Origin of the sequence: Actinomadura sp. NBRC 104412 (genome assembly GCF_030269515.1) — a bacterium.
GTDB lineage: Bacteria > Actinomycetota > Actinomycetes > Streptosporangiales > Streptosporangiaceae > Spirillospora.
On sequence record NZ_BSTM01000014.1, the window covers coordinates 147,206 to 170,323 of the forward strand.

Sequence of the window (23,118 nt, forward strand, 5' to 3'; positions counted from 1 at the left end):
TCCCGTTGGAGCCGTTCCCGTTGGCTCCGGTGGCCCCGTTGTCACTCACTGTCGATCACATCCCGGATCACGCTTTCCAGCTCCTCGGCCTTGAAGGGCAGGCCGCGGACCTGGTTGTAGCTGATGACGTCGACGAGGAACCGGCCGCGCAGCAGCAGTGCGAGCTGCCCGAGGTTGATCTCCGGCACCACGACCTTGTCGTAGGACTTGAGCACCTGTTCCAGGTTGGCCGGGAACGGGTTGAGGTGGCGCAGGTGGGCCTGGGCGACGTCCTGCCCCGCGCGGCGCACCCTGCGGACGGCCGCGGAGATCGCTCCGAACGTTCCACCCCAGCCCAGCACCAGGACCCTCGCGTCACCGGACGGGTCGTCGACCTCCAGCGGCGCGATGTCGTTCGCGATGCCGTCGACCTTGGCCTGGCGCAGCCGGACCATCCGGTCGTGGTTGGCCGGGTCGTAGGAGATGTTCCCGGACCCGTCGGCCTTCTCCAGGCCGCCGATGCGGTGCTCCAGCCCCGCCGTGCCCGGGATCGCCCAGGGGCGCGCCAGGGTCTGCGGGTCGCGCCCGAAGGGCTGGAAGTCCTCCTGGCCCGGCTCGGCGAAGCCCGGCTCGATGACGGGGAGCGAGTCGACGTCGGGCAGCCGCCACGGCTCGGAGCCGTTGGCCAGGTAGCCGTCCGACAGCAGGATCACCGGGGTGCGGTAGGTGATCGCGATCCGGGCCGCCTCCAGCGCCGCGTCGAAGCAGTCGGACGGGGACCGGGGCGCGATGACCGGGACCGGCGCCTCGCCGTTGCGGCCGTGCATGGCCTGGAGCAGGTCGGCCTGCTCGGTCTTGGTCGGCATCCCGGTGGACGGGCCCGCCCGCTGCACGTCGATGACCAGCAGTGGCAGCTCGGTCGCCACGGCGAGCCCGATCGTCTCGCTCTTCAGCGCGATGCCCGGGCCGGACGTGGTGGTCACCCCGAGCGAGCCGCCGAACGAGGCGCCCAGCGCGGCGCCCACCGCGGCGATCTCGTCCTCGGCTTGGAACGTTCGCACGCCGAAGCGCTTGTGCTTGGACAGCTCGTGCAGGATGTCGGACGCCGGGGTGATCGGGTACGAGCCGAGGTAGATCGGCAGCCCGCTGCGCTCGCTCGCCGCGATCAGCCCGTACGACAGCGCCACGTTGCCGGTGATGTTGCGGTACAGCCCCGGCTCGTGCTCGGCCGGCTTGATCTCGTACTGGACGGAGAACGCCTCGGTCGTCTCGCCGTAGCTCCAGCCCGCCTGGAACGCGGCGATGTTCGCCTTCATGATCTCCGGCTTGCGGCCGAACTTGCGCTCCAGAAAGGCGATCGTCCCCTCGGTGGGACGGTGGTAGAGCCAGGACAGCAGGCCGAGGGCGAACATGTTCTTGGCCCGCTCGGCGTCCTTCTTGGAGATGTCGAAGTCGGCGAGCGCGGTCACCGTCATCGAGGTCAGCGGCAGGGCGTGCACCCGGTACTCCGACAGGGAGCCGTCGTCCACGGGGTTGGCCTCGTAGCCGACCTTGGTCAGGTTGCGCTTGGTGAACTCGTCGGTGTTGACGATCAGGTCGGCGCCGCGCGGCAGGTCGCCGAGGTTGGCCTTGAGCGCGGCGGGGTTCATGGCCACCAGGACGTTGGGCGCGTCGCCCGGTGTCAGGATGTCGTGGTCGGCGAAGTGCAGCTGGAAGCTGGACACACCGGGCAGGGTCCCCGCCGGGGCGCGGATCTCGGCCGGGAAGTTCGGCAGGGTCGACAAGTCGTTGCCGAACGCCGCCGTCTCCTGCGTGAAGCGATCGCCGGTCAGCTGCATGCCGTCACCGGAGTCGCCGGCGAAGCGGATGATGACGCGGTCGAGTTGCTGGACCTGTTTGGTCACAGAGGAAGACCTCCTCGACGGGCAGCACCCGTCCTGGGGGAGGCACCCAGAATCGCGATGCTACTTAGGCTTACCTTCATGGTATGTCCGGGATGGAATGTTCTTCTCGGGAAGGGGGCGATGCGGTTCGCCAGGGGGGCAGGGTGTGGCGTGTCGGCGGTCCGGTGGCGCGCCGCCATGGCGGCTCGGCGTTCCGGCCGGTTCCCGAAGTCCCGTGGCGCCGCGGCCTGGTCGGCCGCGGGCGTTCCGCCCGTCATGTGACATCCCTCTTCCAGGGAGTCGCGGCCCCGTAACACAAGACGTATCACTTCGCGCCCGGGTTCACGCGGCTCTTCGGAATTCGGGCAGGTCCCTATCCGGTGGTACGACCCGGGCGGCCCCTGAGTTCAACCTGGACACAGGCAACTTGCCATGTGGCACAGGTCGACATGGAGCCGCCTGACGAGCCGCGGTGGCCGGTGTGGGAAGCCTGGGCTTCCCGGGGGCGCGAAGTTCACGCCACGCACTATAGACAGCATGTGAAATGCGCCTTTGCGGCGCCCCCTCGCCCCGGCCATCTCCCCGACGGGTCCTGGACGGGTTCCGCACCGGTGTCTCAGGGCGTCGAGGACGGTGTGGCCGACGGTGACGGAGATATGACCTGTTCGCGTTCACGGTCGACCAGATCCAGGAGCCGGGCCACGTCGGACGCCGCGACCGCCTCGCCGATGACGCGGGCGTACCCCTCGTACGGGTGCGGCCCCGGTGTCTCCCGCACTGCGCGTAGCCATGACCGCCAGCCGGGGCTCGTGACCTTGCAGCGCAGCTTCACCGTGCGACCGGCCGGGACGGGCGCCGACCCGGTGCAGCGCCCCAGCGTCCTGCCCTCGGCGGTGATCGTGGCACGCATCGCCGCGCGGGCGCCGACGGGCACCGTTCCCTGCGGGGACGTCAGCGTGGCGTCGACCCTCAGCGTGCAGCCGCTCATGTTGTCGTTGCAGTTGACGAAGTCCGGCTTGCCCGGTTGGAAGCGCAGCGTGGGGTCGCCGGCGCCGCCCAGCGCGGCCACCCGCGGCCGCAGCTCGGTGACCGCGGCGGCGGCGTCCACCAGGGGAGACACCGCGAGCTGCGGCCTGCCCTGTCCGGCCGCCCGTACCCGCACGAGCCGGTACGGGGCGGATGCGGTCACGAAGTAGTCGGCCTCCGCGGTGCGCACCCTGTACGCGGGGGTCGTTCCGACCTTCACGGTGGACCACCGTCCGGTCGAGCCCAGGCGGGTCGCGATCGACCTCGGCCCCAGGGCGTCCGAAACGTCCGCCAGGCCGGAGAGCGCCAAGGGCACCTTCGCCCAGCGGCCCGCGAACGAGCCCGCTCGTGCCGCCTCGCCGCTGTAGGCGCGCCAGAAGGCGGTGCCGCCCTTCACGTATGTCGAGCCGTCGATCGCGACGAGATCCGCGCTGATCGTCCCGTCGGTGAGCGTTCCCGTGCCGAGCCCGGCACGGGTCACGGTCAGCCGCACCTGGACGGGCCTGCCCGCCAGGGTCATCGTCCCGGCATAGCGGAGCCCGGGCAGGGACGTGAGCCGCCTGGCCGCCTCCTGCGACCACTCCGGGGGCGTGGGCTTGGCGGTGGCGCCCTGCCTGCGTCCCTCGTCGTCCGCCGTCGCCAGCAACGCGAAGGTGACCACGCCGGCCAGCACGACCACCACGGCCCCCGCGACGAGCGCCGGCCGCCGCCGGGACGGCTTGGCGTCCTTCGGAGGCGGGGGCATCGGCCCAGGAGGCCAGCCCTGCGGCGGCCCCTGCGGCGGCCCCTGCGGTGCGCCTTGCGGGTAGCCGGGCGCGGGATATCGCGGCCCCTGCGGCGGGGGCGGCGGAAGATGCGGCGGGGGACCCGGGAGCGGGTTCATCGGGGGGCGCGGGCCGGAACCTGGGCGAGGACCCACCTGCGGCGGCCCCTCGTGTTCTACGCTCACGCGGCGCTCAATGTGCTGACAACGGGCATCACAGACATAGAGTGCCGGACGTTGCGGGTCCTCGCAGCAGGACCGCGCATCGTCCGGCACCGGAGCCAGATCACGCCCGCTTCGATCTGGGGCGATGACCTTTCAGGTGGGATTCCCCACTCGCACGGCACGCGCCTGCGGCGGACCGTGCGAGTGGCGTCCCGATGATCACGTTGGCAGGGGGTTCACAGGGCCGTTCACTCGGAGTCGAGGCCGCGCTGCAGGGCCGCGACATCGCTGGAGGTGGCGGCGATCGCCATCGGCGTGGCCGACACCCAGACCCGGCGGGCGTTCTTGCCCGACCTGGCCCACTCGCCGCCGGAGATCGTGCACTGGACCGTCACGTCGTCCAGGCCCGTCACGGTTCCGGTCGAGCTGCACTCGCCGTACAGCGTGCCGCCGCCCTGCGCCGAGGTCAGCCGGAAGTTGACCTTGATGGGCACGCTGGGCGCGCCGCCCCGGGTGCTCCAGACCCGCACCCGCACGGTGCACGGCTCGCCGCCGCGGTCGCAGTCGACGAACTCCGGCTTGGCCGAGTTGCGCGGCGACTTGCTGGAGTCGAACGCGTCGGTCAGCTCGCCCATCTGGGCGCGCATCTGGCTGATGGTGCTCGAACTGGCGGCGGTGGACTGCACGGTGACATCGGCCGACACCCGCGGGCTGCTGATGTTCTCGTACCGCAGCAGCTCGCCGTCCTCGGAGAGGTAGAACGTGGTCAGGCTGCTGCCGACGCGGTACGCCTTGCGGCCCTGGACGGTGGTCTCCCGCTCCCGGAGGGTGTAGCGGCTGATCTGCCGCATCTCCGAGGCCAGCGCCGCCGGCGTCAGCTCACGGTCGAAGTCCAGGCTCAGCTCGGTGTTGCTGACCAGGCCCCACTGGTCGCCCTCCTTCAGGAAGGAGTTGGACGACAGCGAGCTCAGCTTGGACGTCCAGTAGCTCTTGGACGCCTTGACGAACAGCTTGTTGTCGGCACCCAGCAGCGTCACGTTGTCGCCGTTCCAGGTCACCTGGCCGTTGACACGGCCGCCCCGGGTCACCGTGAGCTCACCCTGGAGGTTGTCGGAGGCGTAGCTGAAGGAGCCCTTGAGCTTGACGGTGCGCGCCGTGGACAGCGAGTTGGCTGCGGCTTCCAGGCGCTCCTCGGGGGTCTTGCCGCTGTTGGCGAGGACGACCACCACCACGACCGCCACCAGGACGACCGCGACCAGCGCGCCGCCCAGGACGATGGCGAGGACCGCTCCGTTGCCGCGCTTGGGCGGGGGAGGTGGCATGCCCGGACCCATTCCGGGGCCCATCGGCATGCCGCCGGGCGGGGGGAAGGGCGGCGGCGTGCTGGGGCCGCCGAAGCCTGGACCACCCGGACCAGGCGGTGGAGGGACACCCGGGCCAGGGGGCGGAGGGACACCCGGCCCGCCGGGACTCGCGGGCGGAGGCGGAGGCCAGGATCCTCCTGGAGGATCCCACCCCGGTGGAGGCGGAGGGTTGCTCATCGGTCACGTCCTTCCAGGTCCAACTGGCCCCTCTAATGCTTCTCTAGTGTGCAGCAAAAGCGGGACATTACGCTCAGCCGTATGAGGGCGGCCCCGCGGTCGTGATCGTCCCGACCTCTCGGGAATACTTGGACGCGCGGCGAGGGAGGTTGGTTTGACTGATTATTTTGATACCTACGTGGTGGTCGTCGCTTTGATCATCATCGGTGGCGGGATCGTCGCCGGTGGCCTGGCCGCCAACCGCCTCCTGCGCCCGGACCGGCCCACCGCGGAGAAGCTGACGACCTACGAGTGCGGTGTGGACCCGGTCGGCCAGGGCTGGGCGCAGTCCTACGTGCGCTACTACGTGTTCGCCTTCCTGTACGTGGTGTTCGCCGTCGACGCGGTGTTCCTGTTCCCGTGGGCCACCATCTTCGCCGCCCCCGGTTACGGCATGGCCACGCTTGCGGAGATGTTCATCTTCCTGGGCTTCCTCGCCACCGGCCTGCTGTACGCGGGCAAGAAGGGCGTTCTGTCCTGGGTCTGACCGTGGTACGGCTGTAAGAATGCTTCCGTGGACACCCCGGCGAGCGGAGCGAGCGCATGGGCACGCGAGCGGAGCGAGCGCATGAGCACTGATCTGCCGTCGCCGACCGTGGGCGCGCTGTCGCGGGTGGCGCCCAAGCCGATCAAGTTCGTGCTCAACTGGGGCCGCCGGTACTCGCTGTGGGTCTTCAACTTCGGGCTGGCCTGCTGCGCGATCGAGTTCATCGCGACCTCGATGGGCCGGCACGACTTCATCCGGCTCGGCGTGATCCCGTTCGCGCCCGGCCCGCGGCAGGCGGACCTGATGGTGGTGTCCGGCACGGTCAGCGACAAGATGGCCCCGGCCGTGCGGCGGCTGTACGAGCAGATGCCCGAGCCCAAGTACGTGATCTCGTTCGGCGCCTGCTCCAACTGCGGCGGCCCGTACTGGGACTCCTACTGCGTCACCAAGGGCGTCGACCAGATCATCCCGGTGGACGTGTACGTGCCGGGGTGCCCGCCGCGTCCGGAGGCGCTGCTGCACGGCATCGTCCGGCTCCAGGAGAAGATCGCCGGGGAGTCGCTGGGGGAGCGCTACAACGGCGGAGGGGATTCGGTGACGCCGCCTCCGGCGCCCGGTCCCATGTCCGCCACGGTGCTGCGCCGTCCTCTCCAGCCGGCGCCGGACGACGTTCCGGCGCCGGGCCTGACCCCGGCCACCGAGGAGCCCGAGCCGCCCCAGGACGCGGCGACCACCGAGCAACCCACCGCACCTACGGAGCCCAGCGAGCCCACCGGGCCTACGGAGGAGCACCAGCCGCCCAAGGCGGGTCCTGAGGACGCGACCGTCTCCGTCGAGCCCGTCACGGAGGAGCCGCCGGGCCGGACCGGGCGCCGCAGGCCCCGCCCGGACGATCACGACCCGTCCATCATCCCGGGCCTGGCGGACGACGAGCACGACGACGGCGGCCACGACGACGAGATCGGACGGACCGGCCGATGAGCGACGCGAGCCGGGAACCTCCGGGGCCGGACGAGGCCGAGGCACCCACGACGGTGCCCACGACGGTGCCCACCGCGGAGGCGCTCGCCGAGGCGTGGCGCAAGCGGTTCGGGGACGATGTCAGCAGCGAGGAGACCTTCGGCGGGCTGGCCGTGGGCGTGCCGCCGGAGGTGTGGCTCGACGCGCTCGCGTTCGCCCGCGACGAGCTGTCCTGCGGCTTCTTCGACTGGCTGACCGGTGTGGACGAGCTGGAGGACGGGTTCGCGATCGTCGTGCACGTCTACTCGCTGGAACGGCGCCACCACCTCCTCGTCCGTACGCGGGTGCCGCGCGACGAGCCGCGCCTGCCCTCGGCGACCGGTCTCTACCGGGGCGCGGCCTGGCACGAGCGGGAGACGTTCGAGATGTTCGGCGTGGTCTTCGAGGGCCACCCCGATCTGAAGCCGCTGCTGCTCCCGGACGGGTTCGAGGGGCATCCGCTGCGCAAGGACTTCGTCCTGGCCGCGCGGGTCGCCAAGTCGTGGCCGGGCGCGAAGGAGCCGGGCGAGTCGGGCGGGGGCGCGCCGAGCCGCCGCCGCGTCCGCCCGCCGGGCGTACCGGAGGAGGGGGCGTGGGCCGCCGCGGCGGAACGCGCCCGGCAGTCGCAGCCCGCACGGCGCCGCGCGCCGGACGCCGGACGACCGGAGGGGCGGGCCCCGGATGCTTGAGATCGTCGTCAAGCTGGCGCTGGTCGCCGCCGCGTTCGCGCTGCTCCCGCTGCTGGTCGGGCAGGCGGAGCACAAGGTCATGGCGCACATGCAGGGGCGGCTCGGCCCGATGTACGCGGGCGCCTTCCACGGCTGGGCGCAGTTGCTCGCGGACGGGGTGAAGTTCGTCCAGAAGGAGGACGTGGTCCCCAGGGACGCCGACCTGCGGGTGTTCAAGCTGGCCCCGGCGGTGGCGCTGGTCCCGTACCTGCTGGTGCTGATCGTCATTCCGGTGGGGCCGGACGGGCAGGTGGCGATCGATCTCGGCCTGGGCCTGTTCTTCGCGCTGGCCGTGATGGGCGTCGGGGTGATCGGCGCGATCATGGCGGGCTGGGCGTCGGCCAACAAGTACTCGCTGCTGGGCGGGATGCGGGTCGCGGCGCAGTTGATGTCCTACGAGCTGCCGATGGTGTTCGCGGCCTCGTCGGTGGCGATGGCGGCCGGGACGCTGTCGCTGCCGGGGATCGTCGAGGAGTGGCGCTGGTGGTGGCTGCCCTGGCAGGCGGTCGGCGCGGTGGTGTTCTTCGTGGCGGGCCTGGCCGAGCTGCGCCGCCCGCCGTTCGACATGCCGGTCGCCGACTCCGAGATCATTTTCGGCCCGTACACGGAGTACGGCGGGCTGCGGTTCGCGCTGTTCCTGCTGGCCGAGTACGCGGGGATCGTGGTGCTGTGCGCGCTGACCACGGTGCTGTTCCTGGGCGGCTGGAAGGGCCCGTTCCTGGACGCCGAGCTGGGCTGGCTGTGGACGCTGCTCAAGACGTCCGTGCTGGCGTTCGTGGTGATCTGGCTGCGGGTCAGCTACCCGAGGATGCGCGAGGACCAGTTGCAGAAGCTGGCCTGGGCATGGCTCGTGCCGCTGTCGCTGGCGCAGCTCGCGCTCACCGGCGTCCTCAGGGTCGCTTTGGCCTGACCGGAGCGCCGGGTGACCCCGGCCGGACGGCCCCGGCCGGGCGCCCGATCACGGCAGGAAGACGGCGTACTCGGCGATCTGGGGCAGCAGCCCCGGCGGCAGGTCGATGTCCACGGCCATCTCCTCGGCGGAGATGAAGCCGCCCTGCTCGGTGCGCCTCCGCACGATCCGGTCGATGATCTCCTCGTCCAGTCCGGGCAGCATGGCGAGCGTCGCGGGCGGGACGTGGTTGACGTCGATCAGGCCGCCGTCGTCGTAGCCGCGGGGCAGGTCGGGACGTCCGATGCGCAGCTCGTGCGCGAGCGCCGGGTCCTCGGCGACCAGCGCGCGGGCCTCCTCGCGCAGCGCCCTGCGGTACTTGGCGTACTTGATCGCGTGCTCGTTGCGGACGTTCTGCGGTGGCTCGCGGGGGAACACCGACGGCCGTACCGCGAAGGCGTGCACGCTGCCCGCGACCCACAGCATCATCATCATGATGATGCTCAGCGCGCTGAGAACGGAGTCGTCGGACAGCGCCATCAGCATCCAGGCGGCGGTGCCCGCGCCGTAGCTGCCCGCGATCGCCCCCAGGTGCAGCGAATGCCGCCGCACCGCCGCGTACAGGAACGAGAACGGGGTGCCGATCCCGAACGTCAGGAAGGGCACGAACGCCCACATGAACCCGCGCGGCTCGCCGGGCGGCGGAACGGGCGGATGCATCGGCGGCGGAGGGACCGGCGGCGTCGGGTACGGCGGCCGCCACCCTGGCATCGAGGGCGGACGTCCCTGCGGCATGTGCGGACGCGGGTAGGGACCGGTGGGTTGCCCCGGGGCATAGCGGTGGTGCGACTGCGGGAACCCCGGCGGAGCGTGCTCCCTCGGACCGGACGCCCGGCGCGACCCCGGGACCGGGCCCGGACCGGAGTCCGTGCCGGGGCGCGGTCCCTCGTCGTCGTGGACGTCGTCTGAGACGTCCTTACGGAAGTTTTCGCGGTGCGGGCCTTCCATGTCACGGTCCACGTGCCCTCCTCACCGATGGATGAGCGAACGGACCCGGAAGCTCATGTTCCGTTCGACGAACGCGACACCCGTTGCGTTCCCCCCGGGCGATTCGTAGGGAATCATGTGACCCGTGGGACGGCTACCAGGAGGCGGACTGGCCAAGGGGCTCGCTGTCACGCTGCGAACGATGACACGGCGCTCCATCACCCGACAGTACCCGGAGGCGCAGCCGGATCTCCCTCCGCGCAGCAGGGGGGTGATAGCCCTCTTCGAGGAGAACTGCACGGTGTGCATGCTGTGCGCCCGTGAGTGTCCCGACTGGTGCATCTATATCGACTCGCACAAGGAGACCCTGCCCGCCGAGGGCGGCGGCCGTCCCCGTACCCGCAACGTGCTCGACCGGTTCGCGATCGACTTCGCGCTGTGCATGTACTGCGGCATCTGCATCGAGGTGTGCCCGTTCGACGCGCTGTTCTGGTCGCCGGAGTTCGAGTACGCCGAGTATGACATCGCCGAGCTGACCCACGAGCGGGACCGGCTGCGGGAGTGGATGTGGACGGTGCCGCCGCCGCAGGCGCACGAGCCCAACGCCGACCCGCCGAAGGAGCTCGCCGCCGCCGAGAAGTCCGCCGCCCGCGCGCGGCGTCGAGGCGGTGGAGGCCCGTGACCGGTCAGGAGGTCGTGTTCGCGCTGCTGGGCGTGGTCGCCGTGGGCGCGGCGGTCCTGGTGGTGACGACGCGGCGGCTTGTGCACGCGGCGCTGTGGCTGGTGGTGTCGTTCGGCGCGCTGGCCGGCGGCTACCTGGTGCTGACGGCCGAGTTCGTCGCCTGGGTGCAGGTGCTGATCTACGTGGGCGCGGTCGTCGTGCTGCTGCTGTTCGGCATCATGCTGACCCGCGCCCCGATCGGCGAGTCGCGCGAGCTGGACTCCGGCAACCGCTGGGCGGCGCTGACCGTGGCGGTGGCGACCGCGGCGGTGCTGGTGACCGTGATGGTGATGGGCTTTCGCGACACGTACACGCCGCTGCGTGCGGGCGGCGGCTCGGCGGACGCGCTGGGAGCCGGGGTGTTCCGTACGTGGGTGCTGCCGTTCGAGGTGTTGTCGGTGCTTCTGCTGGCCTCGCTCGTCGGCGCGATCGTCCTCTCCCGTTCGGACATCGGCCCCAGCCCGGAGGGGACGGGTCCGGACGAGGCGGCGCGGTCCGATTCCGGCGGTGAGGGCTGATGCATCTGGCCTACCCCCTGGTGGTCGCCGCACTGCTGTTCTCCGTGGGCGTGTACGGCGTGCTCGCGCGGCGTAACGCGATCCTGGTCCTGATGTCGGTCGAGCTCATGCTGAACGCCGTCAACCTCAACCTGGTCGCGTTCGACGTGTGGCTGCGCGACCGGCTGCACGGCGGCCAGGTGCTGACGCTGTTCACCATCGTGATCGCGGCGGCCGAGGTCGGGCTGGGGCTGGCGATCGTGCTGCTGGTGTTCCGCAACCGCCGGACGATCGACGTGGACAGGCTGCGCTCCCTGGCCGAGGACGGCACCGCGCCGGCCCCCGTACCGGACGGGCCGGACCCGCGCCGGGAGCAGGGGCCGGGCCAGGCCGAGCGCGGCGAGGCGGCGGCGTCGGCCGAGGGAGGCGTGACCCGGTGATCGCACTCGCCTCCCTGGTGATCCTGTTGCCGTTCGCGGCCGCGTTCGCCGGGATGCTGCTCGGCCCGCGCCTGTCGCGGGCGCTGCACGCACGCTCGACGGCACCCGTGCCGGGCGGCGGCCCGCGCGTCCCGGAAGGGGAGTGGCAGGAGGCGGCGGAGACGGCCCAGCGGGCGCCGCTGCGCAACGGCCCGGCGCTGCTGGCCTGCGTGCCGATCGCCGTCGCGACCGCGTTCGCCGCCGTCGTCGCGTTCGCGGTCTGGCGTGAGCCGGGCGCCAGGCTCGGCACGCTCGCGCTGATCCCGACCGGCTCCGTCCGGATCGAGGTCGGGCTCCAGGTGGACGGCCTGGCCGCCGTGGTCGGGCTGATGGTGTGCTGCGTGGCCCTGGCCGTCCAGGTGTACTCGGTCGCCTACATGGCCAAGGACCCGCGCTACTCGTCCTACGCGGCGTTCGTGTCGCTGTTCACGGCCGCGATGCTGCTGGTGGTGTACGCGGCCGACCTGCTCATGCTGTACGTGGGCTGGGAGATCATGGGCGTCTGCTCGTACTTCCTGATCGGCCACCACTGGGAGGAGCGGGCCAACTCGCGTGCCGCGGTCAAGGCGTTCCTGGTGACCCGGCTCGGCGACGTCGGCTTCCTGTTCGGGATCGTCGTGCTCGGCCTGGGCGCGGGCACGTTCACCGTGGACGGGGTGCTCGGCCGGGTCGCGGACCTGCCGGACACCACCGTGACCGTCGCGGCGCTGCTGCTGCTCGCCGGGGTCGCGGGCAAGAGCGCCCAGTTCCCCCTGCACACGTGGCTGCCCGACGCGATGGCCGGCCCCACCCCGATCAGCGCGCTGATCCACGCGGCCACGATGGTCGCGGCCGGGATCTACGTCGTGGCGCGCCTGTACGGGGTGTTCCTGGACGCACCCGCCGCGCTGACCGTCCTCGGCCTGCTCGCGGTGATCTCGATGGTCGGGTCGGCGCTGGCGGCGCTGGCCCAGGACGACATCAAGCGCGTGCTGGCGTACTCCACGGTCAGCCAGCTCGCCGTGATGGCGGCCGGGCTCGCCGCCGGGACGGGCACCGGGGCGATCTTCCATCTGCTCACCCACGGCGCGTTCAAGGCGCTGCTGTTCCTCGCCGCCGGATGCGTGATCGTCGTCGCCGGGTCGAACCTGCTGCGCGACTACGGCGGCCTGCGGCGGGGCATGCCGCTGACGTTCTGGTCGATGACGGTCGGGCTGGCGGCGCTGGTGGGCGTCCCGCCGGTCAGCGGTTGGTTCAGCAAGGACTCCATCATCGAGGCGGCCCAGCACTCAGCCCTGCACGGCGGTGAACTGCCGGTCGCGGGCGCGGCGCCGGAGGGCTGGTCCGCGTACGCGCCGCTCGCGCAGGCCCCGCCGGCACCGCACATCCCCGGGGTCGCCGCCTGGCTCATCTACCTGGGACTGCTGCTCACCGCGGCGCTGACCGCCGCCTACGCGATGCGCGCCTGGTTGATGACCTTCTTCGGCGAGCCGCGCGGCTCGTACGAGGTCAAGGAGGCCCCGGGGCTGATGTCCTGGACGGTGGTGGTGCTCGCCGTCCCGGCCGCGATCCTCGGGTTCTTCGGTCTCGGCGCCTCCGAGCTCCGGCCGCACCTGGGCTCCGCGCTACTGGCCTTGCTGTGCGCCGTGGCCGGTGGCGGCGTCGCGTACCTCGTCTGGAGGACGAACCCCGCGCTCGATCCGGCGCGCGCCCTCGGGCCTGCCCGTACGACGTTCGCGCGGGCCTTCTACGTGGATGAGGCGTACGCGTTCGCCATCGTCCGTCCCGTGCGGGCGCTGGCGTTCACGGTGGTCACGCTGGACAGCCGGGGGATCGACGCGCTCGTCGTCGGCATCGCCCGCGGCACCCGGCGGCTCGCCGGTCCGCTGCGCCTGCCGCAGAACGGCAACCCGCAGGGCTATCTCACCGGCCTGCTCGCCGGCATCGTCGTGATCACGGCCGGGGTGGTGATCTTCCTGTGATCTTCGTGCTGATGACGGCGATCCCGCTCGCCGGGGCGGCCCTGCTCCTGCTACTTCCCGAGTCCCGCTTCCTGCCGGGGGACACCGCCGTCCGCCGGTACGGGCTGGGCGTCTCGGGCGCGACGCTGCTGGTGGCGCTGTCGGCGGTCGCGGCGTTCGACTACGGCGCCACGTCCCGCGTCCAGTTGGAGATCGACCACGCCTGGGCGCCCGCCATCGGGCTCCGCTTCCACCTCGGCGCCGACGGGATCTCCCTGCCGCTGGTGGTGCTGACCGCGCTGCTGACCTTCCTGTGCCTGCTGCACGTCACCAAGCACCCGCCCGCGGGCGGCGGCGCGCGGCTGCTCGTGGCGCTGCTGCTGGTCCTGGAGGTCGGGCTGATCGGCACCTTCGTCGCGCTCGACCTGGTGCTGTTCTTCGTGTTCTTCGAGGTCGTCCTGATCCCGATGTACGTGGTCATCGCCCGCTGGGGAGGCCCGGGGCGCCGCGCCGCCGCGTACAAGTTCATCTTCTACACGCTGCTCGGTTCCGGCCTGCTGCTCGCCGGGATGCTGCTGGTCGCGGTGAACGCGGGCACCCTCGACATGACCGAGCTGGCCCGGCTCCAGGGCGAAGGCGTCACCCGCGGCGTCCAGATCACCGCGTTCCTGCTGATGGTGGTGGGGTTCGGCGTCAAGGCGCCGATGTGGCCGCTGCACACCTGGCTGCCGGACGCGCACACCGAGGCGCCGACCGTCGGCTCGGTGCTGCTCGCCGGGGTGCTGCTGAAGATGGGCACCTACGGCCTGGTCCGCGTGGCGCTGCCCGCCGCGCCCGAGGGAGCCGAGGTCTGGGCGCCCTGGCTGGGACTGCTCGCCGTCGCCGGGATCGTGTACGGCGCGCTGGCCTGCCTGGCCCAGCGCGACCTCAAGCGGATGATCGCGTTCTCGTCGGTCGGGCACATGGGCTTCGTGCTGCTGGGCATCGCCACCCTCACCCCGGTCGGGATCAACGCCGCGCTGTTCGGCAACATCGCGCACGGGCTGATCACCGGGCTGCTGTTCTTCCTGGCCGGTGCGATCAAGGACCGGTACGGCACGGGCGACCTGGACGCGCTCGGCGGCGGCATGCTGGGCGCCGCGCCGAGGCTCGCCTCGTTCCTGACCTTCGCGTCCGTGGCCAGCCTCGGGCTGCCGGGGCTCGCCGGGTTCTGGGGCGAGATGCTCGCGCTCGTCGGCGCGTACCGTCCGCACGCCGCGCTGCCCCGCGAGACGTTCGTGACCTTCATGGTCGTGGGCGGGCTCGGCGCGGTGCTGACCGCGGCCTACTTCCTGCGCCTGCTCGCCAAGATCACACATGGCCGCCCGGCGGGGGCTGCGGAGGCTTCTGGGGCTTCGGGAGCTTCGGGGGCTTCCGCGGGGGCGGCGCGCGGGCCGGTGGCGGCGATCTCGGCGTACGAGTACGCGTCCTGGGTCCCGCTGATCGTGCTGACGCTGCTGGTCGGACTGTGGCCCAAGACCCTGCTGGACGTGACGACGGCGCCGGTGCGCGCGCTGCTGGGAGGCGGCTGATGCGTGCGCGTTCCGTGCGCGGGAAGGGCTCGGCATGATCCAGGGCATCGACTACGCGGCGATCGCGCCCCCGCTGATCGTGGTCCTGGCCGCGATCGCGCTGCTGCTCGCCGACGCGTTCGACGTCCCACGCCGCGTCCTCGGCGCGGTGTCGGGCGGCGCCCTCGCGGCGGCGCTGATCGCCGTGGTCGCGCTCGCGTCCGGCGGCCGGCGCGCCACCTTCTGCCTGCCCGGCGGGCTGCGCGGCAACGGCCCCGCGTCCTGCTCCTACGTCGCCGACGACTTCACGCTGCTGTTCCAGGGCGTGGTGCTGGCCGCCGCCGTGGTCGTGGTGCTGCTGTCGCTGCGCGAGATCGCGGACGCGCGGATGCCCGCGGGCGAGTACCACTTCCTGCTGCTCGCCGCGATCACCGGTGCCCTCGTCCTGGTGGCGGCCCGCGACCTGATCCTGCTCGTGGTGGCGCTGGAGACGCTGTCGCTGCCGGTCTTCGCGCTGGTCGCGCTGCGCCGGTACGACGGCGTCGCGTCCGAGGCGGCCGTCAAGCTCTTCCTGGTCTCGGTGGTCTCCGCCGCGATCATGCTGTTCGGGATCAGCATGGTGTACGGGGCCACCGGCGCCATGCACCTGGACCGGATCGCGCCCGCCCTGCAACGGCTGCCCGACCACCTCTCCCCGGTGGCCGGCGTCGGAGTCGTGCTGGTGCTGGCCGGGTTCGCGTTCAAGGTCGCGGCCGTTCCGTTCCACTTCTGGGCGCCCGACGTGTACCAGGGCGCGCCGCTGCCCGTCGCGGCGTTCCTGTCCGTGGTGTCCAAGGCCGCGGGTTTCGCCGGGCTGACGATCGTCCTGGCGCTGGGCTTCCCCGCGTACGGCCACGTGTGGGGCCCGGTGGTCGCGGTGCTGGCGGCGGTCACGATGACCCTCGGCAACCTGCTCGCGCTCCGGCAGCGCACCGCGATCCGGCTGCTGGCCTGGTCGTCCATCGCGCAGTCCGGCTACATGCTCGCGCCGCTGGCGGTCGGGCCACGGCGGCTCCCCGAGGCGGTCGCCGCCACCATCGCCTACGTCGCGCTTTACGCCGTGATGAACCTCGGTGCGTTCGCGGTCGTCATCGGCTACGGCGCGCGCGGGAAGCGCTTCGCCGCCCTGGACGACTTCCGCGGCCTGGCCCGTACGCGCCCGGCGGCCGGGGCGGCGCTCGCGTTCTTCCTGATCTGCCTGGCCGGGCTGCCGCCGGGCGTCATGGGGCTGTTCGCGAAGGTCGTGGTGTTCCGCGCGACCGTGGCCGGCGGGGTCACCTGGCTGGCCGTCGTCATGGCCGTCAACACGGTGATCGGGCTTTACTACTACCTTGCCTGGGCCGCCCGCCTGTTCGCCGCGCCCGCCGAACGTCCCTCCGCGCCCGTGCTTGCCGAGCCCGGACCGGCGGTACGGGCCGCCGTCGCCGCCACCGCGGCCGGTGCGCTCGTCCTCACCGTGGCGCCGCAGCTCGTTCTGCAGGCCGTGACGGCGGCGTCCTAGCGGGAACGTTTCGGCTGGTCATCCCGTTGGACCGGATAGTGGCACAAGGGGAGGCAGAACGACCGTGCGGCTCAACGGCGTCAAGACGGCGGCACTGATCGGCGTCCTGTCGGCACTGATGCTCACCGCGGGCTGGGCCCTGGGCGGCCGGGCGGGACTGGCGATCGCCCTGATCATCGCGCTCGGCACCAACGGCTTCGCGTACTTCTTCAGCGACCGGATCGCGCTGCGCTCCATGCGCGCCCACCCGGTCAGCGAGGTCGAGGCGCCGATGCTCTACCGGATCGTCCGGGAACTGGCGACCTCGGCCAGGCAGCCGATGCCCCGGCTGTACGTGTCGGAGACCATGCAGCCCAACGCGTTCGCCACCGGCCGCAACCCGCGCAACGCCGCGGTCTGCTGCACCCGCGGCATCCTGCGCATCCTGGACGAGCGCGAGCTGCGCGCCGTCCTCGGCCACGAGCTGTCGCACGTCTACAACCGCGACATCCTCATCTCCTCCGTGGCCGCCGCGATCGCGACGGTGATCACCTACCTGTCCTATCTGGCGATCTTCCTGCCGGTGGGGCGCGGCGAGGACGACGAGGGCCCCGGAGTGCTGGGCGCCCTGCTGATGCTGGTCCTGGGCCCGGTGGCGGCGACGGTCGTCCAGTTGGCGATCAGCCGTACCCGCGAGTACCAGGCCGACCTGTCCGGCGCCACCCTCACCGGCGACCCGCTGGCCCTCGCCTCCGCCCTGCGCAAGATCGAGGCCGGGACGCGCGCGATGCCGCTGCCCCAGGACCCGGAGCTGGCCACCACCAGCTCCCTGATGATCTCCAACCCGTTCCAGGGCTTCGGCATCGGCCGGCTGTTCTCCACCCACCCGCCCATCGAGGAGCGCATCGCCCGCCTGGAACGCCTGGCCGGCCGCTCCTAGACGTCAGGCGGCTGCCGTCCGCCGTGGAGCATCACCGCGGCATCGTGCCCGCCCTCGTGGACAGGATCGGTTCGGGTCGCGTCCATGAGCCGCCCACAGCGAAGATCACCGCCGCGTCGCCGTGGCGAACTCCGCACCGCAGCCCCGTCGGGGGGTACGGGGCGGGATGCTCCGCGCCGCCACGGCGTCCAGCTCGCTCGGCCGCGTCCCGCCTCCCGCATGACCTCCCACTCGCCGAAACCTCGGTACGTCGATCATCGCCCTGGCCGGCGATCGAAGTCCGCCTTCCGAATCAGGGCATGGATCCCGGTGGTGCGGTCCACCACCTGAGAGACCTCGAAGTCGGCCGCCGCCGACAGGTAGGCGTACGCGACCGCCTTGGGCATCCGCAGCTCCTCGTGCAGAAACGCGATCGCGTTGCGCACGGCCACCTTCATCGCCACGTCCAGGGACGTCACCTGCCCGCCGACACCGCCGTCCGGATCCGACAGGCCGATCGGGATCCAGTACTCGTCGTCCTCCGCGAACGGGTACTCGAAGGCCACCTCGGGCGCCTTCCCACCGGGCTTGATCACGGTCAGCCGGAACGTCCCGCGCAGCGACCCCTCCAGCGCCGTGAGCGCGACCTCCCCGTCCCCCTGCGCGTAGTGCGGGTCGCCCACGAAGAACAACGCCTCCGGAACCTGCACGGGCAGGTACAGCGTCGACCCGACCCCGAGCTCGTTGATGTCGAGGTTCCCGCCCGCGATCGTCGGCGGCACCGAATGCACCCGCTCGGCCGTGTCGGTCGCCACGCCCATGATCCCCATGAACGGATCCAGCGGGAACCGCACCCCGGGCATCACCCCGTGCCCCCGCTTCACCGGCGTGAACACCGAGATGTTCTGGAACTCGTTCAGGTACGGGCGCGTCTCCGGGTCGTCCTTGATGCTCTCCGGGTACTCGCCGGGCAGCGCGCCCTTCCCGTGCCGGTTCGAGACCACCCCGTACGGCACCCGCGGCTTCAGGTCCAGCACATCGATCTTGAGCACATCGCCCGGCCGCGCCCCCCGTACCGCGATCGGCCCGGTCACCACATGCGGCCCGTCCGCGTCGAAGTCATGCTCAAGATCGGACGCCGCGATCGCCCGGGCGTCCCGCAACACCGCGCCCTCGGGCACCCCGTGATCGCCGAAGAAGGCCACGGGATCGCGCCCCTGATCCTCCAGGATCCCCTCATGCGACACCGTGTCGACCGTCACGATGCTCCCCGAACCGACCCGCAGCACCGGCTTGGCCGTACGGTTCGGCAGGAACCCCCAGCTCACCGTCTCCGGCGACGACCCCAGATAGGCGTTGGACCACTGCCGCGGCTGGAGGACCTTCGCCTCGGCCCGGCCGGCCCCTCCGACGACGCCCGCGACACCGAGTGCCGCCGCGGCCCTGAACAGACCCCTGCGTCCCAGCCCGTTCCTGAGCAGTTCGGACGCCCGTGCACCATCGCTCACCATGCCCCGGACGCTAGGCCCGCCGTGTTACCGCCATATTCCAGGCGTGTTCCCGCCGTATCTCGGCGAACCACCCTGCTCGCGACCCCGTCAAACCACATGTGAACGCGCCGGACTCCCTCAGCGGGGGAGGGGGGCCGGCGCGTTCCCTTGTGGGGGGCGACCCCCCACACCCCCCGGAAAAGCCGAACGGGCCGGCTCCCTCCGCTCCGCTGGCGCTCCGCTCCGGGAACCGGCCCGTTCGCCGTCACCGGTAGTTGACGAACTGGAGGGCCACGTCCAGGTCCTTGCCCTTCAACAAGGTGATGACCGCCTGCAGGTCGTCCTTCTTCTTGGAGCTCACCCGCAGCTCATCACCCTGGATCTGGGCCTTGACCCCCTTCGGCCCCTCCTCCCGGATGATCTTGCCGATCTTCTTGGCGTTCTCCTGGGAGATGCCCTCCTTGAGCGCCACCACGATCTTGTGGACCTTCCCGGACGCCTTGGGGTCCCCCGGCTCGATCGCCTTCAGCGACACGCCCCGCTTCACGAGCTTGTCCTTCAGCACGTCCAGCACGGCCAGCGCCCGCTCGTCGGTGTTGGCCTGGATCTCGATGACCTCCCCCGACCACTTGATCCCGGCGTCCACGTTCCGGAAGTCGAACCGGTTCGCCACCTCCTTGGCGGCCTGGTTCAGCGCGTTGTCGACCTCCTGCCGGTCGAGCTTGCTGACGATGTCGAAAGAGCTAGAGCTATCTGCCACGATCAGTCCCCTGTGGAAGTCTCCCGCGTCCCCGGGCAGGCCCGTACGGCCCCACGTTCGCGTCCCGCCACAGCGTAGCGACCAACCCCGCCCCGGATCTCCGATGTCACGACCACTCCCACCGTCCGCTATCCTTTCCAGTGCCGTCGCACACACGACACGAGGCGGGTTGCCCGAGTGGCCAATGGGAGCGGACTGTAAATCCGTCGGCTTAGCCTACCCAGGTTCGAATCCTGGACCCGCCACACCAGCGCAAACAGCCCTTGGCCAGGCATGACGCGGTCAAGGGCTGTTGTCGTTCTGTCCGGCCGTCTCTGATCGTTAACGGCCCTCTACGGCCGTCTGTGCCGAATACGTGCCGAAGATCGAGACGCTTCCTTGGAGCCTTGACCAGGTTATTCAGAAGGACGCTTACCCGCGTGGCTCTGTAGGCTCGTCTATGGCTGACCAAGGTCAGGTATGGCGGAGGAGGGCCTGTGATGACGGCGCAACCACACGAAAGGCCAGGCGGCACACCGTTGCCGGACAAGAGCCTGCGTGCCATCCGGGCCGCCCTGGTGGTGCCGCAGGACCGCGAGGCGTTCGACTCCGGACTCAAGGCCGTGCTCGACGAGGTCCGGGTCAGCCTTGATCTGGGTGTGCTGAACGACTTTGTCCACCGCTGGTGGCTGTCAGCGTGCGACTCGGTGAACGACCCCGAGGGACGCCGTCAGATGCACGCCAGGGCCGAGCAGATCCAGGCCGGGGAAGCCGTACCCCAGGGGCGGCCATGGCGTGAAATCCTCGCCGAGCGAGAGGCCGAGCGGTAGTTGTACCAGCTCATCACCGACCCGACCGCCGAAGAGCAGATAGCAGCCCTCCCCAGCGAGGCCCTGAGGCCCTTGGCCGAGCTGTTCACTCTGCTGGAGACGGCTCCATGGAGCGGACAGCCCTTCGACGCCGCCAACCCCAGAGGCAACATGCTCACGCATGCCTTCGGCGAGCAAGGCTTGGCCACGTACCTCGTCCTGGAAGAGCAGCGCGAGGTGTACCTGCTCCGCGTCTCGTGGCTGTAAGACCCGCGTCTGAGCCCCAACATGTATAAACGGCCCCTGACCAGTTGAGCCAGGTCAGGGGCCGTCTCGGGTGCTTGCTAAGGCCCTAGGGGCCTTCGTCTCGATCCTTTGGCTTGGTCGCTTCGCTGATCCGGTGCTTGGCGTCCTCCTCCTGCCCAGCGACGCATTTCGCGTAGACGCGCAGCAGGACGGCCACGCTGTGCCCCGCCCACTCGGCCACCTGAGCCGGAGGCACACCGGCACCAAGCCACGTCGACACGGCCGCATGCCGAAGGTCGTAGGGCGTACGGGCCAGCGGCGAAGCCACCTCCCGCTCTGTCAGCGCCTTCTCGCGTGCCTTGTGCCAGGCCGCGAGGTACGTCCGGTCAGTCATGATCCCGCCGCGCGGCCCGACGAACAGCCGGCCACCGGGCGGGATGTCGAACTCCTTGATATGCCGACGCAGCAGCGCGACAAGTTCCGGATGGATCGGCACCGGCCGAGTCTCGCCAGGCGCCCGATGCTTGAGAGGCTGCCTGTCCCGCGGCTTCCCGCTGTCCGTCCACAGTGAGCCGCTACGCGGTTCAGCGTGCGTCAGCCGCATCTCGCCCCATCCATCATCCGGCAGGCTCACGAGGTGGTCACGGCGCAAATCCACCGCCTCTTCCGGGCGCAGCGCCGCGTAGTACATGACGGCAAAGAAGGCGACCATCCGTTCACCGCGCTTGTTCTCGGCGAGCATGGACACCGGAAGGCCCGAGTCCACATCGAACGCCTCCCCCTTCTTGGCAGCCTGCCGCAGATCAGACAGGAAGTTGTTCGCCTGGGCGGAGCGCTTGAACGTCCGCGACTTCTCGCGCCCGCCGACCAGCCACCGAGCCGTGTAGGAGATGACTTTGCTCGGCTTGCCCGGCCTGGGAGCCGACTTGTTGGGCCGTAGTTCCCAGAAGGTGACCTTGTAGGACGTGTTCACGCCGCCTCCCTCAAGGTGCTGAGCCAGCGCATCAGCTCACTACGCCAGATGCGCAATCCGTTGTTCGGGAGCCGGAGCGCCTCCGGAGCCTTGCCGATCTCCCGCCACCGGTCGAAGGTCCGCCGGGAGACCCCGCCCAGTTCTTCGAGCACTTGATCAACCGTCAGGAGCTCATCGCGCATAGTGCTCACGCCGCCTCCACAGTTGCCGAAATCTCAGGGGTGGTGTGCTGGGTGGCTTGGTCGAGTTGGGTGCGTTGTTGGATGCGTTCGTTGATCAGCAGCAACAGGCGATGCTCGACCGGCCGCACGTCCGGATCACCCGGCCCGGCGCGTTCCCACACGTGGACGGCGCCCGGGTCGGCCGCATCGAGGACGGGGATGTCGGCTTCTGCGAGCCGGGCCAAGGCCCAGGCTTTGCGGTCCGCGCGGTGGTCGGCCAGGGTCTTGCCGGACCATTTGCGGGAGACCAGCACGCGGCGCCCGCCATAGCCGAGGTGTTCGCGCCGGTGTGCCTTGCCCTTGCAGAACCCCGGGGTTAGGCCCCGCCGGGCGTTTTTGGGCTGGACGCCGTAGCGCAGCCAGTTCGCGCACGTCGGGGAGCACGGTTCGTACCGGAGCGCTTCGGCCATCTTCTCGACGTGTTCGCGCTGGGCGTCGGTTTGGGGTTCGTGGCATTCGGCTACGCCCTTGACCAGGTACTTGGTCAGGTAGCCGATCAGCTTGCGTGATCGGGGCGTGTCGGCCATGACGCCCTGTGCGTCGAGCTGGCGCCCGAACCGCACCACGTGCAGCGGCTCAGCGTCCGGGTCCTGCCCGATCGCGTCCAGGGCTTCATCCCAGGTGGGCAGCACCTCGCCGGTGTCGGGGTCGATGTAGCCGCCGCTTTGGCCCGGCGCAGCGTCCAAAACGGGGAGCCGGTCCGCCTGGTAGAGCACGCGGTCGGTGGGTGGCCACCACACTTGGTGGCGAGGCGGCGTTGGGGTTCGACGGTGGCGAAGTACTGCACGTCGTAGCCGACGAACCGGCGCAGGTTCTGCACGAACCGGTCGATCAGCTTGCCGAAGTGCAGCGCATCGCGTGCCGCCCGCGTGTAGTCGTAGGTGTCGGGGTCGGCCGGGGTCCCATCGGAGTTGACCCGCCCATAGGAGTCCAGGGTCAGGGTCAGGAACAGCGACGGGCGAAAAGTCTTACCGTCCCGGCCCCGGTAGGTGCGGCCCAGGGTGCGGGCGTCGATGGGGCGGCGGGGGAGGTCGGGGGCGTCCTGGCGGCGCCGGGTCGAGCGGGTACGCCGTGCCGGTCGGTCGCCGGTTTTGAGGGAGCCGCGGACGCCGGAACGTTCGATCTCGCCATCGAGTTCGGCCAAGAGCCGGTCCCAGAACTCCACGCCTTCCCCGGCCGCCGTCCCGGTTGCCGCCGCGCGGTCGCGTTCGGCTTGGGCACGCGCCCGTAGCTCCATCAGCCCGGCCTGTTCGGCGTCCGGGTCGGCCCGTTGTATGACCGGTTCGTGGTCGAGGTGCCAGCCTTGGGCGCATTGCACCGCGCGCAGCCGGCGCTTGCGTTCGGCGCAGGGTAGGCAGACCGAGGCCAGGGTGTGACCGCACGGCAGGTACACCACGTCGGAGGCGCCGGTGTGCAGGTCCACGCGGCGCATGGGCACCGGGCGGATGCACACCCCGTGGTCGATGGCGACCTGTTCCAGCACGCCCCGCGCCAGCGGCGGCAGCGTCTTGGCCACCGGCCCGGCCTGA

The 23,118-nt window shown here is 71.0% G+C and carries 21 protein-coding genes, 1 tRNA gene and 2 pseudogenes; 14 read left to right on the forward strand and 10 right to left on the reverse strand.

Features of this window, described 5'->3' with window-relative positions; translation table 11 throughout:
• Window positions 1-41: 41 nt before the first annotated feature.
• The 3 genes from QSK21_RS19465 to QSK21_RS19475 form a co-directional block, all read right to left on the reverse strand.
• The gene (locus tag QSK21_RS19465; RefSeq protein WP_285697639.1) at window positions 42-1,883 is read right to left on the reverse strand and encodes a 2-oxoacid:acceptor oxidoreductase subunit alpha; all 1,842 of its coding nucleotides are present in this window, start codon (window positions 1,881-1,883) and stop codon (window positions 42-44) included.
• 595 nt (window positions 1,884-2,478) lie between these two features.
• A complete protein-coding gene (locus QSK21_RS19470) occupies window positions 2,479-3,633 on the reverse strand; it encodes a hypothetical protein (RefSeq protein WP_285697640.1) in 1,155 nt (384 codons plus the stop codon).
• Between the two features lie 431 nt (window positions 3,634-4,064).
• A complete protein-coding gene (locus tag QSK21_RS19475; protein WP_285697641.1) occupies window positions 4,065-5,138 on the reverse strand; it encodes a hypothetical protein in 1,074 nt (357 codons plus the stop codon).
• Window positions 5,139-5,511: 373 nt separating this feature from the next.
• Between QSK21_RS19475 and QSK21_RS19480 the strand changes: the two genes are divergently transcribed.
• The 4 genes from QSK21_RS19480 (at window position 5,512) to QSK21_RS19495 (ending at window position 8,520) form a co-directional block, all read left to right on the forward strand.
• The gene (locus QSK21_RS19480) at window positions 5,512-5,883 is read left to right on the forward strand and encodes an NADH-quinone oxidoreductase subunit A (RefSeq protein ID WP_285697642.1); all 372 of its coding nucleotides are present in this window, start codon (window positions 5,512-5,514) and stop codon (window positions 5,881-5,883) included.
• Window positions 5,884-5,964: 81 nt separating this feature from the next.
• Window positions 5,965-6,864, forward strand: a complete 900-nt coding sequence (locus tag QSK21_RS36360; protein WP_285697643.1) for an NADH-quinone oxidoreductase subunit B — start codon at window positions 5,965-5,967, stop codon at window positions 6,862-6,864.
• Window positions 6,861-7,571 (forward strand): NADH-quinone oxidoreductase subunit C, encoded by a 711-nt coding sequence (locus QSK21_RS19490; RefSeq protein WP_285697644.1) that lies wholly within the window; start codon window positions 6,861-6,863, stop codon window positions 7,569-7,571. Before QSK21_RS36360 ends, QSK21_RS19490 begins: the two co-directional genes overlap by 4 nt.
• Window positions 7,564-8,520, forward strand: a complete 957-nt coding sequence (locus QSK21_RS19495; RefSeq protein WP_285697645.1) for a complex I subunit 1/NuoH family protein — start codon at window positions 7,564-7,566, stop codon at window positions 8,518-8,520. Before QSK21_RS19490 ends, QSK21_RS19495 begins: the two co-directional genes overlap by 8 nt.
• 48 nt (window positions 8,521-8,568) lie before the next feature.
• Here QSK21_RS19495 and QSK21_RS19500 read toward each other — a convergent pair whose 3' ends face one another.
• The gene (locus QSK21_RS19500; RefSeq protein WP_285697646.1) at window positions 8,569-9,219 is read right to left on the reverse strand and encodes a helix-hairpin-helix domain-containing protein; all 651 of its coding nucleotides are present in this window, start codon (window positions 9,217-9,219) and stop codon (window positions 8,569-8,571) included.
• Window positions 9,220-9,688: 469 nt separating this feature from the next.
• On the opposite strand from QSK21_RS19500, the gene QSK21_RS19505 reads away from it, so the two are divergent.
• The 7 genes and pseudogenes from QSK21_RS19505 to htpX all read left to right on the forward strand — a co-directional run bounded on the left by QSK21_RS19505 (window position 9,689) and on the right by htpX (window position 17,132).
• On the forward strand, window positions 9,689-10,168 hold the full coding sequence (locus tag QSK21_RS19505) for a 4Fe-4S binding protein (protein WP_285697647.1): 480 nt from the start codon (window positions 9,689-9,691) through the stop codon (window positions 10,166-10,168).
• A complete protein-coding gene (locus QSK21_RS19510; RefSeq protein WP_285697648.1) occupies window positions 10,165-10,725 on the forward strand; it encodes an NADH-quinone oxidoreductase subunit J family protein in 561 nt (186 codons plus the stop codon). Before QSK21_RS19505 ends, QSK21_RS19510 begins: the two co-directional genes overlap by 4 nt.
• Window positions 10,725-11,027, forward strand: a pseudogene (gene nuoK / locus QSK21_RS19515) (NADH-quinone oxidoreductase subunit NuoK); the annotation flags it as partial. The gene QSK21_RS19510 and the pseudogene nuoK, both read left to right, overlap by 1 nt.
• Window positions 11,028-11,140: 113 nt before the next feature.
• Window positions 11,141-13,144 (forward strand): NADH-quinone oxidoreductase subunit 5 family protein, encoded by a 2,004-nt coding sequence (locus QSK21_RS19520; RefSeq protein WP_285697652.1) that lies wholly within the window; start codon window positions 11,141-11,143, stop codon window positions 13,142-13,144.
• 11 nt (window positions 13,145-13,155) lie between these two features.
• Complete coding sequence (locus QSK21_RS19525) at window positions 13,156-14,694, forward strand: complex I subunit 4 family protein (protein ID WP_285697653.1); 1,539 nt, start codon at window positions 13,156-13,158, stop codon at window positions 14,692-14,694.
• A gap of 34 nt (window positions 14,695-14,728) precedes the next feature.
• Window positions 14,729-16,213, forward strand: coding sequence for an NADH-quinone oxidoreductase subunit N (locus QSK21_RS19530; RefSeq protein ID WP_285697655.1), 1,485 nt, complete (start codon window positions 14,729-14,731; stop codon window positions 16,211-16,213).
• 64 nt (window positions 16,214-16,277) lie between these two features.
• The gene (gene htpX / locus QSK21_RS19535) at window positions 16,278-17,132 is read left to right on the forward strand and encodes a zinc metalloprotease HtpX (protein WP_285697656.1); all 855 of its coding nucleotides are present in this window, start codon (window positions 16,278-16,280) and stop codon (window positions 17,130-17,132) included.
• A gap of 254 nt (window positions 17,133-17,386) precedes the next feature.
• On the opposite strand, the gene QSK21_RS19540 is transcribed toward htpX, so the two are convergent.
• Both QSK21_RS19540 and QSK21_RS19545 read right to left on the reverse strand, forming a co-directional pair.
• Complete coding sequence (locus QSK21_RS19540) at window positions 17,387-18,622, reverse strand: acetamidase/formamidase family protein (RefSeq protein ID WP_285697658.1); 1,236 nt, start codon at window positions 18,620-18,622, stop codon at window positions 17,387-17,389.
• A 244-nt stretch (window positions 18,623-18,866) separates the two neighbouring features.
• The gene (locus QSK21_RS19545; RefSeq protein ID WP_285697660.1) at window positions 18,867-19,361 is read right to left on the reverse strand and encodes a YajQ family cyclic di-GMP-binding protein; all 495 of its coding nucleotides are present in this window, start codon (window positions 19,359-19,361) and stop codon (window positions 18,867-18,869) included.
• Between the two features lie 163 nt (window positions 19,362-19,524).
• Between QSK21_RS19545 and QSK21_RS19550 the strand changes: the two genes are divergently transcribed.
• From QSK21_RS19550 to QSK21_RS19560, 3 genes are all read left to right on the forward strand, one after another.
• A tRNA-Tyr gene (locus tag QSK21_RS19550) sits at window positions 19,525-19,606 on the forward strand.
• Window positions 19,607-19,840: 234 nt separating this feature from the next.
• Window positions 19,841-20,170, forward strand: a complete 330-nt coding sequence (locus QSK21_RS19555) for a DUF6247 family protein (protein ID WP_285697661.1) — start codon at window positions 19,841-19,843, stop codon at window positions 20,168-20,170.
• Window positions 20,171-20,416: a hypothetical protein gene (locus QSK21_RS19560; RefSeq protein WP_285697663.1), complete on the forward strand. Its 246-nt coding sequence runs from the start codon at window positions 20,171-20,173 to the stop codon at window positions 20,414-20,416.
• Between the two features lie 85 nt (window positions 20,417-20,501).
• On the opposite strand, the gene QSK21_RS19565 is transcribed toward QSK21_RS19560, so the two are convergent.
• The 4 genes and pseudogenes from QSK21_RS19565 to QSK21_RS36150 all read right to left on the reverse strand — a co-directional run.
• The gene (locus tag QSK21_RS19565) at window positions 20,502-21,368 is read right to left on the reverse strand and encodes a tyrosine-type recombinase/integrase (protein ID WP_285697665.1); all 867 of its coding nucleotides are present in this window, start codon (window positions 21,366-21,368) and stop codon (window positions 20,502-20,504) included.
• Window positions 21,365-21,550: a helix-turn-helix transcriptional regulator gene (locus QSK21_RS19570; protein WP_285697699.1), complete on the reverse strand. Its 186-nt coding sequence runs from the start codon at window positions 21,548-21,550 to the stop codon at window positions 21,365-21,367. Before QSK21_RS19570 ends, QSK21_RS19565 begins: the two co-directional genes overlap by 4 nt.
• Before the next feature lie 5 nt (window positions 21,551-21,555).
• Window positions 21,556-22,329, reverse strand: a complete 774-nt coding sequence (locus QSK21_RS36145; RefSeq protein ID WP_352231299.1) for a replication initiator — start codon at window positions 22,327-22,329, stop codon at window positions 21,556-21,558.
• Between the two features lie 65 nt (window positions 22,330-22,394).
• A pseudogene (locus QSK21_RS36150) lies at window positions 22,395-23,021 on the reverse strand (replication initiator); the annotation flags it as partial.
• Window positions 23,022-23,118: the final 97 nt, after the last annotated feature.

Bases quoted from the DNA above. Each gene is read 5' to 3' on its own strand.
- QSK21_RS19470 (WP_285697640.1), bottom strand. From the start codon at position 3,633: ATGCCCCCGCCTCCGAAGGACGCCAAGCCGTCCCGGCGGCGGCCGGCG.
- QSK21_RS19495 (WP_285697645.1), top strand. From the start codon at position 7,564: ATGCTTGAGATCGTCGTCAAGCTGGCGCTGGTCGCCGCCGCGTTCGCG.
- QSK21_RS19490 (WP_285697644.1), top strand. From the start codon at position 6,861: ATGAGCGACGCGAGCCGGGAACCTCCGGGGCCGGACGAGGCCGAGGCA.
- QSK21_RS19555 (WP_285697661.1), top strand. From the start codon at position 19,841: ATGACGGCGCAACCACACGAAAGGCCAGGCGGCACACCGTTGCCGGAC.
- QSK21_RS19505 (WP_285697647.1), top strand. From the start codon at position 9,689: ATGACACGGCGCTCCATCACCCGACAGTACCCGGAGGCGCAGCCGGAT.
- QSK21_RS19525 (WP_285697653.1), top strand. From the start codon at position 13,156: ATGACGGCGATCCCGCTCGCCGGGGCGGCCCTGCTCCTGCTACTTCCC.
- QSK21_RS19570 (WP_285697699.1), bottom strand. From the start codon at position 21,550: ATGCGCGATGAGCTCCTGACGGTTGATCAAGTGCTCGAAGAACTGGGC.
- QSK21_RS19540 (WP_285697658.1), bottom strand. From the start codon at position 18,622: ATGGTGAGCGATGGTGCACGGGCGTCCGAACTGCTCAGGAACGGGCTG.
- QSK21_RS19500 (WP_285697646.1), bottom strand. From the start codon at position 9,219: ATGCATCCGCCCGTTCCGCCGCCCGGCGAGCCGCGCGGGTTCATGTGG.
- QSK21_RS36360 (WP_285697643.1), top strand. From the start codon at position 5,965: ATGAGCACTGATCTGCCGTCGCCGACCGTGGGCGCGCTGTCGCGGGTG.
- QSK21_RS19475 (WP_285697641.1), bottom strand. From the start codon at position 5,138: ATGCCACCTCCCCCGCCCAAGCGCGGCAACGGAGCGGTCCTCGCCATC.
- QSK21_RS19530 (WP_285697655.1), top strand. From the start codon at position 14,729: ATGATCCAGGGCATCGACTACGCGGCGATCGCGCCCCCGCTGATCGTG.